General features: G+C 64.1%; 10 protein-coding genes. 2 read left to right on the top strand and 8 right to left on the bottom strand.

Going from position 1 to position 14,935, the window contains the following annotated elements; all coding sequences use genetic code 11:
• Positions 1-440 precede the first annotated feature (440 nt).
• Together ACQR0Z_RS19180 and ACQR0Z_RS19175 are read right to left on the bottom strand one after the other, a co-directional pair.
• Complete coding sequence (locus ACQR0Z_RS19180; RefSeq protein ID WP_434919662.1) at positions 441-788, bottom strand: hypothetical protein; 348 nt, start codon at positions 786-788, stop codon at positions 441-443.
• Positions 789-1,150: 362 nt separating this feature from the next.
• Positions 1,151-1,918: a metallophosphoesterase gene (locus ACQR0Z_RS19175; protein WP_434919661.1), complete on the bottom strand. Its 768-nt coding sequence runs from the start codon at positions 1,916-1,918 to the stop codon at positions 1,151-1,153.
• Positions 1,919-2,343: 425 nt separating this feature from the next.
• Here ACQR0Z_RS19175 and ACQR0Z_RS19170 point away from each other — a divergent pair, with 425 nt between their 5' ends.
• Positions 2,344-2,586 carry a hypothetical protein gene (locus ACQR0Z_RS19170; protein ID WP_434919660.1) on the top strand — a complete coding sequence of 81 codons (243 nt, stop codon included), beginning with the start codon at positions 2,344-2,346 and terminating at the stop codon, positions 2,584-2,586.
• Positions 2,587-2,601: 15 nt separating this feature from the next.
• Here ACQR0Z_RS19170 and ACQR0Z_RS19165 read toward each other — a convergent pair whose 3' ends face one another.
• The 3 genes from ACQR0Z_RS19165 to ACQR0Z_RS19155 all read right to left on the bottom strand — a co-directional run bounded on the left by ACQR0Z_RS19165 (position 2,602) and on the right by ACQR0Z_RS19155 (position 7,416).
• A complete protein-coding gene (locus tag ACQR0Z_RS19165; RefSeq protein ID WP_434919659.1) occupies positions 2,602-2,925 on the bottom strand; it encodes a hypothetical protein in 324 nt (107 codons plus the stop codon).
• A 431-nt stretch (positions 2,926-3,356) separates the two neighbouring features.
• Positions 3,357-3,563, bottom strand: a complete 207-nt coding sequence (locus tag ACQR0Z_RS19160; protein WP_434919658.1) for a DUF2188 domain-containing protein — start codon at positions 3,561-3,563, stop codon at positions 3,357-3,359.
• 76 nt (positions 3,564-3,639) lie between these two features.
• Positions 3,640-7,416, bottom strand: coding sequence for a vitamin B12-dependent ribonucleotide reductase (locus ACQR0Z_RS19155; RefSeq protein WP_434919657.1), 3,777 nt, complete (start codon positions 7,414-7,416; stop codon positions 3,640-3,642).
• A 714-nt stretch (positions 7,417-8,130) separates the two neighbouring features.
• On the opposite strand from ACQR0Z_RS19155, the gene ACQR0Z_RS19150 reads away from it, so the two are divergent.
• Positions 8,131-9,024, top strand: a complete 894-nt coding sequence (locus ACQR0Z_RS19150; RefSeq protein ID WP_434919656.1) for a DMT family transporter — start codon at positions 8,131-8,133, stop codon at positions 9,022-9,024.
• Here ACQR0Z_RS19150 and ACQR0Z_RS19145 read toward each other — a convergent pair.
• The 3 genes from ACQR0Z_RS19145 to ACQR0Z_RS19135 form a co-directional block, all read right to left on the bottom strand.
• Positions 8,987-11,272, bottom strand: coding sequence for a CHASE3 domain-containing protein (locus ACQR0Z_RS19145; RefSeq protein ID WP_434875874.1), 2,286 nt, complete (start codon positions 11,270-11,272; stop codon positions 8,987-8,989). The two genes, ACQR0Z_RS19150 and ACQR0Z_RS19145, sit on opposite strands and share 38 nt — an antisense overlap.
• Positions 11,273-11,490: 218 nt before the next feature.
• Positions 11,491-13,770, bottom strand: a complete 2,280-nt coding sequence (locus ACQR0Z_RS19140) for a CHASE3 domain-containing protein (RefSeq protein WP_434876026.1) — start codon at positions 13,768-13,770, stop codon at positions 11,491-11,493.
• Between the two features lie 448 nt (positions 13,771-14,218).
• On the bottom strand, positions 14,219-14,914 hold the full coding sequence (locus tag ACQR0Z_RS19135) for a BA14K family protein (protein WP_434875875.1): 696 nt from the start codon (positions 14,912-14,914) through the stop codon (positions 14,219-14,221).
• Positions 14,915-14,935: the final 21 nt, after the last annotated feature.

Raw genomic sequence — 14,935 nt, 5'->3', positions numbered from 1 at the left:
GTCCACCATAGCAGCCGGTGAGTATGGATTCCGGGCTCGCGCTTTCGCGCGCCCCGGAATGACGGAGGAGAGAGCCTGCCCAGCCACGTGCGGGGTGCAGCGATGCGTCGCGTGCACCTCTTTGCCGACCGACGTCACGGCAGACCACACTCAACGCGTTAACCCTCTGGAGTCCAGGGTTGTGCCGCTCCGGTCAAGCGGCGGATTACGCTCCGCTAATCCGCCCTACGCGTGCTGTCCGCATCGCTCGGGATGAGCGCAGCGACAGCCGGGATCGTCGCTCTGCTCGGGATGAACCCGGATGTCGCTGCGCTCATGCGGGCTACACGACATCACCCGACAGCCTTCAAGCCAGCGGAGCGGGAGAGCGGGTCCGAGCCTCGTGGGTCAGAATGGAAGCGCGGGCATGATGACACGCCACCGCCCCGGCAGATCGAACATCACTCGCTGCGGCCGAACTCGCATCCCGCATGCGCGTAGGACGCGCGGCGAATGCCGTACTCGTCGTGCCGATACACCGGCTTGCAATAAGCCTCCCACTTCGCCGCCTCGGCATCCCTGGCTTCTTCTTCCTGGCGCGCGGCCGGCGAGGGGGTGAAGGACACGTCGCGAGCGGCGGGCGGCAGCTCGGTGTGCGTATAGGTGCAGCGGGAGTAGCCGTAGAACCGGGACCCCTGGCAGACGCTCCTGTCGACCCATGACCTCGCCTGCACTGGCGAGACGGACAGCGCGAGCAGCGCGGGAATGAGGATGTTCTTGACGGCCATTGTCCTGAACGCGTGTGCCATTTGCAATCTTGTGTCCCGTATTGGGACGATCTTACACCGGAATCCGGCGATGTAAGGCATGATTTGCAAGGCACGGACCGGACGGGATCGTGGCCGTTTCGGCGCCGCAGTGGAGCTGGACGCGTGGTCGAGCGGCCGAAGCAAGGGTCACGGGTGACGTCCCAACTCTCTCCACTCGTCATTCCGGGGCGCGCGAAAGCGCGAGCCCGGAATCCATACTCACAGGCGGTCGTGGTGGAGACACATCGTCGCGGCCAGCATCTTGCGACCTCATGACCGATCGTGGCTATGGATTCCGGGCTCGCGCTTCGCGCGCCCCGGAATGACGGCGGAGAGAGACGTCCCAGCGACGCCGAGGGGGACTACGCGACCTCCACCACCAGCGTCGGATCGAAATCCGGGTTCTCGCGGCCATAGCCGTGCGGGTTGCAGATCACGCGGGTGGCGCCGAGCAAATAGTCCGATTGCGTGTGGATGTGGCCGTGGATCCAGAGCGAAGGCCTCGTCGCCAGGATCAGCGCCGAAAGGTCCGAGGCGTAGGCGGCGGTGACGCGGTCGTTCTGATACTTCTCGGCGACCGAGCCCCAGCCGGGGGCGTGGTGGGTGACGACGATGGTCGGGCCGTCGAACGGCGTCTCCAGGAGGCCCGTGAGCCAGGTGCGCGATGTCCGGTGCAGGCCGAGCGCCTCCTGCGGCCGGAAGCGCAGCCAGGGCTGTTTGCGCCAGGTGATGCGGCGATGGTCGTTCATGCGGTCGCGGCAGACCGCCATGGTGTGGACCTCGGAGCCGGGGCCGAAGATCGCATAGTCGGTCCACAGCGTGCAGCCGGCAAAGCGCACGCCCGCGAGCACGACCGCCTCGTTCTCCAGGAGATGCACCCCGAACCGCGCCGCCTCGGCGCGCGCCTGCTTCAGCTCCTCGGGAAAAGTGCGGTGATAGAATTCATGATTGCCCATCACCATGACGATCGGCACGTCCTCAGCCACGATCTCGCGCAGCCGCGCAAACCCGTTCACCGCCCCCTCGCACACATCGCCGGCGACCACGACGACATCGACCCCAGGCAGGGCGTCGATCGGCTTGATGTCAGCCATGTCGGCGTGGAGATCGGAGAAGATGTGGAGGTGCATCGATATCTAAAGATGCCCGATTACCGCGAGCTACGTCTCTTGAAGCTGGTCAGCGAGAATAAGCCAGCCGGATCAATGATGTCTAAGGATCACAATCCTGTCAGCGGTGTTCCATAATGAGGCAAAAAACTTACGCCGTGCAAAGTCAGTAGGGTGTCTTCGTCCGTTTTTATCCATCAATTCAATGGGGTGCTCTCAAACTCGCTTGGGGAGCAAGTCCGCGCTAAACTATTGTTTGTCCATACGCCAGCATTCTGTGAAAGAATCGAATATAAATCTTGGCTGTGGATCACTTCGGGGACATCTCTGTTGAACGCTGGAGTGACGGTCCTACCAATCCCTACAGTTGCAGCCAAAGCTCGGCAAAAAAGCTAACCAGAGAACAGCTGATCTTGGGGGCAAGATATCTGAATGGGAATACAATTATGACGGTCAAATCGGAACATATGCTGCACATCTTAGAGCAGACCGTCGACGATCCGGTGGCGGGTTTTACGTTCAAGTTTTTACTGGCGGAAGGTGCAGAAAATCCATCTCGGCTGCTCTTTAAAAAGAGCGCAGATACAGTGTGGCGAGAATATTCCTTCGACACAGACGGCGAGTTCGCGGGCGCGACGAGTCGGATCAGCGCAGCTAATCAGCCCTCATCGCTTCGTCTGGTGAAGTAGCCGCGACAGATTAACTCACCCCATTCGTCTCCGAGGAATGCGGCCATGCGCCCTAGTGTATTGCCGAACGAGTTCAGCCTCTCGGGTTAGGGGAGCATTGTTAATCTCCCACCCAATGAAGGTGGCACCGCAAGTTACGCCTCCTTCATAGCCCATCCAGTGGCTACGAAAGATCTTACGCAGGGACTTTGTTGCCGAGCCAAGAAGTAGTAGCTCGCCATCATCGGCGAAAAACGCATAAACGCCCGCAGCTTCTGGCGTGAGCTCAATTGCGTCCGGCGTGAAACGCCAGACAATCTGCATGTTCAGGTCATTGGTCGAAGCGCTCTTGATTTTCATCCGAGATATTACCCTCTCTTTTGGTTGGCGATTGTCTGTCCGTCTGATTTGTCTTGTTCATACTACTTCCCCCTTTGATGTAGAGATTTGGCGCACATTGGAGTGGTCCCGTTATGTTCTCTCAGCATCAGCCGCTGAAAAAACTAACGCAATAACCTTGTCTGCGACCAGCTAGGTTGCGTTGGACCTAACTGTCCGGATCGCAAATCACTCTGCCCTCAAGATATTCCTCTTCCCGAACAACAGCACAACAAGCAGCTTTTTTCCACAGGAACTTAGCTCGGTAGGGCGGTGCGACTTGCTATTCAGATTGGTGCCGAACATTGGTAATAATTGCCAGCTACTAAGCGACTACGAAAATTTCCGTTATTTAAGGCCGTCGCATCCTGGTTTAGTTGTTAGTGGAAGCGGTGTTTGGCTCCCGCAATCCTTCAGGGTCTCCGCCATTTGTCGGGTGACCCACGTGACGTGTTTCTAACTCGCTCGACGTGAGGTTGGGCGTCAGGATTTAGCTCCTTGGCACGTTGAATTGCCTCCCGCTGAGTGGGCAAAACGTCGCTTGCTCGCTCCGAACCGGGCCGTCGAACAGCGTAGTCGCCTTCGGGACGGCGTTCGACGTAGATACGCTTATCTTTCATCTGCGCTCTCCAGAGACTGAGCCCTCTCGGAAAGGAATGCCTGAGTATGTTACGCAGGCATTCCTAATTCTTCTCGTTACGAACACCCCGTCGTGCTTCCGCACGTATCACACTTCATACAAGTCCCGTTCCGGACCAGCGTGAAGTTGCCGCACTCCGAGCACATCTCGCCTTCGTAGCCCTTGGCCTTGGCTTCGGCGCGGCGTTCGGCCTTGGAGGCGACCTGGGTCGCGGCCGTGCCGGCCTTGCTCCATTGCAGGGCCTCGAGCTTCTCGGTGGGCGAGAGGTCGTGCTGCGCCTCCTGCTTCAGGGCGACGGCGCCTTCGATGGCGTCGCCGGCGCGAGCAGAGGAGAGGGCGGAAAGAGTCACCCCACCCCGATCGGAAGCGGTGCTTCCGATCGACCCTCCCCCTCCAGGGGAGGGTGACGACGAGCCGCCGCGCATCACGACGAGGTTGTCGGTGCGGGAGCGGGTCAGGCCGCGGGAGACGTATTTCGCGGCCTGCTGGCTGGGGCCGTCCTCCGACGGCTTGCCTTCGTCGACGCCGCGGCCGAGCGCATCGAAATTGCTCTCGGACGGGTCGACATGGGCGAGGTCGAAGCGCGACATGTAGCTGACGGCGAGCTCGCGGAACACGTAGTCGAGGATCGACGTCGCATATTTGATCGAGTCGTTGCCCTGCACCGGGCCGGCCGGCTCGAAGCGGGTGAAGGTGAAGGCGTCGACATACTCCTCCAGCGGCACGCCGTACTGCAGACCCAGCGACACCGCGATGGCGAAGTTGTTGATGAAGGAGCGCAGCGCCGCGCCCTCCTTGTGCATGTCGATGAAGATCTCGCCGAGGCGGCCGTCATCATACTCGCCGGTGCGCAAATACACCTTGTGGCCGCCGACGACTGCCTTCTGGGTGTAGCCCTTGCGGCGATCCGGCATCTTCTCGCGCTCGCGCATCACCACGATGCGCTCGACCAGCTTCTCGACGATCTTCTCCGAGACCTGGGTGGCACGCGCGGCCATCGGCTTCTCGTAGAAGGACTCGACCGCATCGTCCTCGTCCTCATCGTCCGAGATGAGCTGCGAGTTGAGCGGCTGCGACAGCTTCGAGCCGTCGCGGTAGAGCGCGTTGGCCTTCAGCGCGAGCTTCCAGGACAGCAGATACGCCGCCTTGCAGTCCTCGACCGTGGCGTCGTTCGGCATGTTGATGGTCTTCGAGATCGCGCCCGAGATGAACGGCTGCGCCGCCGCCATCATGCGGATGTGGCTCTCGACCGAGAGATAGCGTTTGCCGATCTTGCCGCAGGGATTGGCGCAATCGAACACCGCGTAATGCTCGGCCTTCAGGTGCGGGGCACCCTCGACCGTCATCGCGCCGCAGATGTGCACGTTGGCGGCCTCGATCTCGCGCTTGGTGAAGCCGATGGCGGCGAGCAGCTCGAAGGTCGGGGAGGCCAGCGCGTCCGCCGAGACGCCGAGCTGCTTGGTGATGAAGTCCTCGCCGAGCGTCCACTTGTTGAACACGAACTTGATGTCGAACGCGGTCGGCAGCGCCTTCTCGACCTTGGCGATGGCTTCGTCCGTAAAACCCTTGGCCTTCAGGGTCGAGGCGTTGATGCCGGGCGCGTTGGACAGCGAGCCGTGACCGACGGCATAGGCCTCGATCTCGGCAATCTCGCTCTCGCGATAGCCGAGCGCGCGCAGCGCCTCCGGGACGGCGCGGTTGATGATCTTGAAGTAGCCGCCGCCGGCCAGCTTCTTGAATTTCACCAGCGCGAAGTCGGGCTCGATGCCGGTGGTGTCGCAATCCATCACGAGACCGATGGTGCCGGTGGGGGCGACCACGGTGACCTGGGCATTGCGATAGCCGTTGGTCTCGCCGAGCGCGAGCGCGTCGTCCCAGGCCTGGATGGCGTGGCTGACGAGCGAGACCTGCGGGCAGTGGGCGTGGTCGAGCGGCACCGGGTTGACCGACAGCGCCTCATAGCCGGTGGCTTCGCCCTTCGCGGCGCGGCGATGGTTCTTGATGACGCGCAGCATGTGCGCGGCGTTCTTCTTGTAGCCGGGGAACGGGCCGAGCTCGCCGGCCATCTCGGCCGAGGTCTTGTAGGCGATGCCGGTCATGATCGCCGACAGCGCACCGCACAGCGCGCGGCCTTCCTTGCTGTCGTAGGACAGGCCCATGGTCATCAAGAGGCCGCCGATATTGGCATAGCCCAGGCCGAGCGTGCGGAACTCGTAGGACAGCTCGGCGATCGCCTTGGACGGGAACTGCGCCATCAGCACGGAGATTTCGAGCACGATGGTCCAGAGCCGGCAGAGATGCTCGTAGGCGCCGACGTCGAAGTGCTTGGTCTGCGTATTGTAGAATGTCAGCAGGTTGGCCGAGGCCAGGTTGCAGGCGGTGTCGTCCAGGAACATGTATTCCGAGCACGGATTGGACGCGCGGATGTCGCCGGACGCCTTGCAGGTGTGCCAGTCGTTCATCGTGGTGTTGAAGTGCAGGCCGGGATCGGCCGAGGCCCAGGCGGCGTGGCCGATCTTTTCCCAGAGGTCGCGCGCCTTCAGCGTCTTCACGACCTTCTTGTTGGTGCGGCCGACGAGATTCCAATCGCTGTCGGTCTCGACCGCGCGCAGGAAGTCGTCCTTCAGCGACACCGAATTGTTGGAGTTCTGGCCGGAGACGGTGAGATAGGCCTCCGAATCCCAATCCGTGTCGTAGATCGGGAAGTCGATGTCCTTGTAGCCCTGCTTGGCGAACTGGATGACCCGCTTGATGTAGTTGTCGGGCACCAGCGCGCGGCGCGCGAGCTTGATCTCGCGGCGCAGCGCCGGGTTCTTCTCGGGATCGAAGCAGTCGTCGCCGGAGCCCTCGCAATTGACGCAGGCCTTCATCACGGCCTTCAAATGCTTCTGGTTGATCTTGGAGCCGGTGACGAGAGCTGCGACCTTCTGCTCCTCCTTCACCTTCCAGTCGATATAGGCCTCGATATCCGGATGGTCGGCGTCGACCACGACCATCTTGGCGGCGCGGCGGGTGGTGCCGCCCGACTTGATCGCGCCCGCGGCGCGGTCGCCGATCTTGAGGAAGCTCATCAGGCCGGACGAGCGGCCGCCGCCCGACAGCTTCTCGCCTTCGCCGCGCAGCCGCGAGAAGTTGGAGCCGGTGCCGGAGCCGTATTTGAACAGGCGCGCCTCGCGCACCCACAGGTCCATGATGCCGCCGTCATTGACGAGGTCGTCCTCGACGCCCTGGATGAAGCAGGCGTGCGGCTGCGGGTGCTCGTAGGACGATTTCGACTTGGTCAGCTTGCCGGTCTTGTAGTCGACGTAATAATGGCCCTGGCCGGGGCCGTCGATGCCATAGGCCCAGTGCAGACCGGTGTTGAACCATTGCGGCGAGTTCGGCGCGACCATCTGCTTGGCGAGCATGAAGCGCAGCTCGTCGTAGAACGCGACGGCGTCTTCCTCGGAGGAGAAATAGTTGCCCTTCCAGCCCCAATAGGTCCAGCAGCCGGCCAGGCGGTCGAACACCTGCTTGGCGGAGCGCTCGCTGCCGTAGCGCTCGGATTCGGGCAGGGCGGCCAGCGCGTCGGTGTCGGGCACCGAGCGCCACAGCCAGGACGGCACGCTCTCTTCCTCGACCTTCTTCAGGCGCGCGGCGACGCCAGCTTTCCGGAAATACTTCTGCGCCAGCACGTCGGAGGCGACCTGCGACCAGAACTCGGGCACTTCGACATTCTCGAGCCGGAACACCACCGAGCCGTCCGGATTCCTGATCTCGGACGTGGTCAGGCGGAAGTCGATCCCTTGATAGGCCGACTGCCCTTCGGTGGTGTTGCGCCGTTCAATCCGCATCGCGAGCCCCAATTGTTCTTGCCGGACCGCGTTTGGCGGCCGGGATCATTGCATCCAAAGGCGGTGGCGAGCGAGTCCCATCCCCGAGATCTCGTGTGCCGCCGCAGTTCAACCGGTCGCCCGGTCCCGTCTCTCTTCAACGCCTCACGCGTGCCGTCCGGCTCCATCGCCGCTGCAAGACAGCCCCCACATCTAGTGGGGGCCACTGCTGCCCCGTCATCGCGACCACCCCGCCGCGGGACAGACGACGAGCCGCACGCCGGGCCTGTTGGCCTTCTGGCGCGGTCATCCTCAAAACCCTTCTGGGAGCGGCCGGCGAAACGAGACACACGATGAAGCGCCGAACCGGGCCGGAAGCTAGGACGACTCCGCTTCCCCCGTCAAGGACTAGTGGGGGTTCCCTAACCAAACACTAAATATGGGGGAAAGTGCGGGATAACCAGGGCGCGTGCCGGTATCGTGATGGCCGTAACTATCGACGAGTCCACACGGATTCGAAACCAAAAAAATTTGCTTCGGGTGCTGTCCACAGGGCTTCGTCCCGCTGTTCACAGGGACAAATTTATTCGCGGCACGCGGGTGTGTTTTGCTTGCATCGGCGGGACTCACGGCGGCTTACGGGCAGGGCGCGGGGCAGGCATGCCCCACAATCCCTGGTGTGGTCAGGAAAACGCCGGCAAGCTGATGGTCCCACAGACGGCGCCGGTTGATTCCATGACAGACAAGCCAACGGCCAGCGGGCGGATCACGCCCGCCGGGCTGATGTTCCTCGCCATCACCTCGCTCGGCTGGGGCTTCAACTGGCCGGTGACCAAGCACCTCGTCGGCGTGCTGCCGCCGCTGACCTTGCGCGGCACCACCGGCGTGGTCGGCGCGCTGCTGCTGGCGCTGCTCGCGGTCATCCGAAGCCAGAGCCTTGCCGTGCCGCGCGAAATCTGGCCGCGGCTGATCCTGGCGGGGATGCTCAACGTCACCGCCTGGATGGTGCTGATGGGGCTGGCGCTGTTGTGGCTGCCGGCCAGCGAGGCGGCGCTGATCGCCTACACAATGCCGGTGTGGGCCTCGTTGCTGGCCTGGCCGATCCTCGGCGAGCGGCCGACTGCGTTGCGCGTGCTGGCGCTGGTGCTGGCCTTTGCCGGGCTCGCTTCGATCATGGGCGCCAACGGGCTGAACGCCAGCCGCGACAAGCTGCCGGGCATCCTGATGGTGCTGGGCGGCGCGTTCGGCTTCGCGCTCGGCACGGTCATGGCCAAGAAGCTGCCGATCAAGCTGCCGCCTTTGTCGGCCGCGGCCTGGCAGATCGGCATCGGCTGCGTGCCGATCGTGATCGCAGGCTTCGCGCTCGAGCATTCCGACTGGACGAAGCTCGACCAGCTCGACTGGGCGCTGATGTTCTACTCCACCGTGATCCAGTTCTGCGTCGCCTATGTCGCCTGGTTCGCGGCGCTGTCGCGGCTGCCGGCCTCGGTGGCGGCGATCGGCACCATGGCGGTGCCTGTGATCGGCGTCGTGGCGTCGGCGATCGCGCTGCGCGAACCGCTCGGGGCCGGGCAGATCGCCGCGCTCGCCTTCACGCTGGGGGCGGTGGCGCTGGCGACGCGGGGCTAGCGCCAGCGGCCGGTGCCTCGTCGAGGGCGCGGCGGACCATCTGGGCGAGTTCGGCGCGGCGGTAAGGCTTGGTCAGCAGCAGCGCATCGGGCACGAGCAGCCGGTTCTCGATGATCGCATTGTCGGTGTAGCCGGAGGTGTAGAGCACGCGCAGCCCGGGCCGCGTCGCCCGGATGGTCTCCGCGAGCTGCTGCCCGCTGATGCCGCCGGGCATGATGACGTCGGTGAACAGCAGGTCGAATGGCTCGGCCTCGGCGATGCTCAGGGCCTCCGCGGCGTGCGCGGCGGCGAGGAGGGTGTAGCCCAATCCGCGCAACTGCCCGAGCACGAAGTCGCGCACCAGCGGATCGTCCTCGACCACGAGAATGGTCTCGTGGCCATTCGGCAGCGTGTGTTCGAGCTCCGGCTCCGACGGCTGCTGGACCCTGGATGCCGGCAGATACAGCCGGATGGTGGTGCCGCTGCGCTCCTCGCTGTACAGGCTGATATGGCCGCCCGACTGCTTGACGAAGCCATAGACCATGCTGAGCCCGAGGCCCGAGCCCTTGCCGGCCTCCTTGGTGGTGAAGAACGGCTCGAAGGCGCGGTTCTTGACCTCGGGCGGCATGCCGGCGCCGGTGTCGCTGACCGCGACCAGGACATAGCGGCCGGGCGCGACGCCCGGATTGGCCGCGGCATAGGCCTCGTCGAGCGAGGTGCTCATCGTCTCCAGCAGCAGCTTGCCGCCGTCCGGCATCGCATCGCGCGCGTTGATCGCCATGTTCACGATGGCATTTGCCAACTGCGCGGAATCGACGTGAGCCACGAGCTCCTCGTCGGCGAGACTGGTCCTGATCTCGACCTGCTCGCCAAGCGTCGGCCGCAGCAGCTTGGCGATGTCCTGCACGGTGGCATTGACGTCGATGTCGCGCGGCCGCAGCGGCTGCTTGCGCGCAAACGCCAGCAGATGACGGATCAGCTCGGTGCAGCGATCGGTAGCTCTGCTGATCAGTGCGGCGAGCTCGGCCGCCGCCGGCCGGTCGCGGACGATGTCGATCAGCATCTCGATCGAGCCGGTGATGATCGTCAGCATGTTGTTGAAGTCGTGCGCGACGCCGCCGGTGAGCTTGCCGATCGCGTCGAGCTTCTGCGCCTGCTGCAGCAGTCGCTCGATCTCGCGGACATCGGTCACGTCGTGATACACGAGCGCAGCGCCGTTGATCGCGCCGTCGGAGCCGCGCAATGGCCGGCCGCTCACCATCAGGCGGAAGTGCGGCCGGCCATCGGTGGGCTTGACCACGACCTCGCGGCGATCGAAGGACAGCCCAAGCAGAGCGCGCGCGATCGGCAGCTCGTCATTCGGGATCTGCGTGACGCCGTCGCTCTCGTAGAACAGATTTTCGACGACCATCTCGGCGAAAGTCTTGCCGACGTCGGTTCCGAGAAATTGTCCCACAGCCTGGTTGGACAGGAGGATCGTGCCCCCGGGATCGATCACCAGCACGCCCTCCGCCATGCTGTTGAAGGTGCTCTCGAGAATGGCCGAGGAGCGGCGCAGCTCATCATAGGCGGCGGCGAGATCGCCGCGCTGCTGCAGGGCCTGAGCCTCCAGCGAGGTCGCGACAGCTTGGGACCGGGAGAGGGATGAGCGTAGCGCCCGGTCGGACAGATAGGCACGGCGCACGAGATAGGCTGCGATCAGGAGCAGAAGGCCGATACCGGCGAGGTCGATCGTCAGCAGCCACGCTCCCGTTCGGCGCGAGATCGCGGCCCGTTCCGCAAGCAGCCGGCGCTCCTCCTCGGTGAACGCGTTGAGCGTCTGGTTGATCGTCGTCATCGCTGTGAGTCCGGCCGAACTCGCAGCCAACGCCTGCAATCCGTCGCGATCATGTGCGGCATGACGGCGAATGAGTTCACCGGCCAGCGCGATCCGCCGCTGCACGACATCGGCGACCTGTCCGAGCCGTTCGGCTTGGCCGGGATTGTCGCGCACCAGTTGCCGGAGATCTGTCCAGGCGGACGGAAGCAGGTCTCTCGTCGCCTGAAACTCGGAAATGAAGTGCTCGTCGCTCGTCAACGCAAACCCGCGCGAGGCGGCCTCGGCCTGCCGGAGCAGGACGCGCAATTCGGAGGCTTTCTCAAGGACCTCCATCGTGTGCTCGACCCAGGCGTTTTCCTTGCGGGCCTTGATGTCAAGCGCGGTTGACGCGGCTCCGATCGCCAGCAGCGTACCAAGGCCGAGCCCGATCGCCACGCGCCGGCGAATCATCGGCAAGCTCCAAGGGCGCGCAATGCGCTCGCTGCGTCGAGCATCATCGTGATGATGAGGTACCTATCGTGAATGGCGAATGTTTCGGTTGGCAAATGTCATGAGTTGTAATCAACGGCAGGCGTCCTGCCAAACTCATTTTTGAGTTCCAACTAATTCCATCGCTCTGGCTTCATGCAGCGACGGATGCCCTTCGTAGTTCCAATTCCGCGACGCGGTCAGGCGGAGTGTGCCTGCTGCTGGGTTGGCGAGACGTCCGCAGAACCGTTCAGCGCAAGGCGGACCATTTGAGCGAGCTCCGACTTGCGATAGGGCTTGGTGAGAAGCAAAGCGGTCTGATCGATACGGCCGTGCTCGATCATGGCATTGTCAGTATAGCCCGACGTATACAGAACCTTGGTGCCGGGCCGCTGCCGGAGCGCTTCCTCGGCGAGTTCCTTGCCATTGACCCCGCCGGGCATGATGACGTCGGTGAACAGCAGATCGAACGACTGGCCGGCTTCGATCTTGGCCAGCGCCTCGACGCCCGTCGACGCCGTGACGGTCTTGTAGCCGAGACTCTGAAGCTGCGACACGACGAAGTCCTGCACCAGAAGATCGTCTTCCACGATGAAGATCGTCTCCTCGCCACGCGGCGGCGGCAGCTCGGGTGCAGCCGGCGTCACGACCTGCTCGGGAGGAGCGGGGATGTAGAGGCGGATGGTGGTGCCCCGGCCTTCCTCGCTATAGATCTTGATATGACCGCCGGACTGCTTGACGAAGCCGTAGACCATGCTGAGGCCGAGCCCCGAGCCTTTGCCGGCCCCCTTGGTCGTAAAGAACGGCTCGAAGGCGCGGTCGCGCACTTCGGGCGACATGCCGGTGCCGGTGTCGCTCACGGCCACCATGATGTAGGAGCCCGGCGCCACCCCGGCATTGGCGGCGGCATAGGCCTCGTCGAGCACGACACGGCGGGATTCCAGCAACAGCTTGCCGCCATTGGGCATCGCATCGCGCGCGTTGATCGCCATGTTGACCAGCGAATTGGCGAGCTGCGCGGAGTCGATATGGGCGATCAGCGTCTCCTCTTCGAGGATCGAGTTGATCTCGATCTGCTCGCCGAGTGTCGGGCGCAGCAGCTTGGAGATATCGAGGATCGTGCTGTTGACGTCGCTGTTGCGCGGATGCAGCGGCTGCTTGCGGGCGAACGCGAGCAGATGCCGGATCAACTCGGTGCAGCGGTCGGCCGCCTGGCCGATGAGCGCCGCGGTGGCGGCGGCGGCCGGCCTGTCCCTGACCTCGTCGGCCAGCGTCTCGATCGTGCCGGTGATGATCGTCAGCATGTTGTTGAAGTCGTGCGCGACGCCGCCGGTCAGCTTGCCGATGGCGTCGAGCTTCTGCGCCTGATGCAACAGCCGCTCGGTCTCATGAGCCGTGGTGATGTCGTGATAGACCATGGCCGCGCCGGTGATGTTGCCGGCCGTATCGCGCAGCGGACGGCCGCTGATCATGAGCCGCAGCGTCTCGTCGCGCTCGGGCAGATGGACGATCAGCTCGCGGCGGTCGAACGACTCGCCCCGCAGCGCGCGCGGGGTCGGCAGGTCCTGGGGCGCAATCGGCGTCATGCCGTCGCTCTCGTAGACGCGGAGCTTGGACCGGACCTCCGTGAGATTGCTGCCGGGGTGGTAGCCGAGCAGGCGCTCGACGGCGGGGTTGGAGAACACGACGGTGTCGGCGGCATCGATCACGAGCACGCCTTCGGCCATGCTGTTGAAGGTGCTCTGCAGGATTTCCGCGGAATGACGCAGCTTCTCATGCGCCTCGACGAGGTCGAGGTGCTGCTGCTCCGCCTTCTCGGCCAGCGACATGGCTTCTGCCTCGGACCGCACCAATGATGCGCGAAGCGCCCGGTCGTGGAGATAGGCCCGGCGAATGAGATAGCCGGCGAGCAGCAGCAGCAGGGCGAGGCCGGAGAGATCGATTCCGAGCAGCAGCGAACCGGTGGTTCTCGATGTCGCCGATCGCTCCGCCAGCAGTTTTCTCTGGTCGGTGACAAAGCGGTCGAGATTGGCGGTGATCGCGCTCATGGTGGCCGGACCCTCGCCGCTGCGCCGGAGCGCCGCAAGGCCCTCACTGTCCGACGCCGCGCGCAAGCGAACAAGTTCGGCGGCGAGCTCCACCCTGCGCGCGATGAGGGCCTGGGTTTCGGAGAGAAGCTTTTGCGGATTGGGATTGTCGCCGACCTCGCGCTGCAGATCGGCGACCGCGACCGGTATCTTGCTGACGACCTCGGCGAACTCGGTCTTGAATTGATCCTCCCCGACGAGCGCATAGCCACGCGACGTGGCCTCGGCCTCGCGCAGCAGCAGACGGAGATCGGAGGTCTTCTGCAGGATGTTCAGCGACGAGTTCACCCAGGCCGAGTCGTGGCGCGACTTGATGTCGAGCGCTGTCGACGCGGCGCCGATCGCGAGCAGCGTTCCAAGACCAAGACCCAAGACCGGGCGCTGACGGATCATCCGCATGTTGCCTTCGTCGACCTGAACCGGCTGCGCTCGGGCGCGCGACGGGCCGACCGGTGAAAGGCTCGGGGCCCGGAGCGTCGGAGGTCATGAAGATATGTCTGCAAGGCGCGCCTCCTTGTTCGAAGTTCCCGGCGCGTTCGAGGGCAACAGTCCAGCCCGCGGGGAAGCGGTACTGCGCTGCGCGGATCTCGCGGAACTCAAGTGGTCTCTACGGAAAGCAAAAACTCAGGTGACATCGCCCACGAACAGAATCACGAGCTCAATGATATTGGACCGGAACGCCGTGTTCCTCTGCACGTCGGGTAGCACAAATTCGAAATTTCGGCAAAAATCCGGTGGTAACGTGGCGTGACGGACACACGACGAACAAGCATCGGACACAAAATGAAAGCGGCGAGGGGAGGCCTCGCCGCTTTCGCTGTTTCAAACGTCGATGTCGGCGTTACGGGCAGGGATGGCGGTTGCCGTCATAGCCCAGATAGGTCCCCGACGCCGGATCGTAGGAGCGGTAGCGGCGTGCGCAGTAGCTCGCATCGCGACCCTCGGTGCCGACGACTGCGACGGGCTCGGAGTCATCGTAGTACGAGTAGTCGGAGTAATAGCTCGGGCCGTAATAATACGGATCATTGTAGTAGGCGTAGCTGCTGCCAAGACCGATGCCGACGCCGACACCGACACCCGGCCAGAAGCCGCCGCCACGATGATGCCAGCCGTGGCCACCGCGCCAGCCGCCGCCTTGCCAGTTGCCTCCGCCGCCATGCCAGTTGCCGCCGCGGTTCCAGCCGCCGCCGCCGACATTGGCGGCAACGCTGCCCGCGCCCGGTCCGCCGCCGCCACGACCTGCGAATGCCCCTCCGCTGATTCCCGGACTACGGCCGGCAAAGCCGCCGCCCATGCTTGGGCTTGGTGCCGCCGACAGTCCGCCACGTCCGCCACCGCCCATGGCTGCGCCGCCACCGCCGCCGACGGCTGCACCTCCGCCACCCATCGCTGCGCCGCCACCGCCACCGATGGCCGCGCCACCGCCGCCGCGCGCACCGCCAGGGCCGCCACCTTGTGCAAAGCTCGTCGTCGCCGTCGCGAGCGGCAGCATCAGCGCCATCGCCGCCACGGCGCTCAATGTCTTAAGCTTGGTCATCGATCTGACTCCATCAGGGAA

This window comes from Bradyrhizobium sp. HKCCYLS3077, assembly GCF_051167555.1.
GTDB lineage: Bacteria > Pseudomonadota > Alphaproteobacteria > Rhizobiales > Xanthobacteraceae > Bradyrhizobium.
Note: the sequence above shows the minus strand (reverse complement) of the source record. Positions and strands in the feature narration are given on the sequence as shown.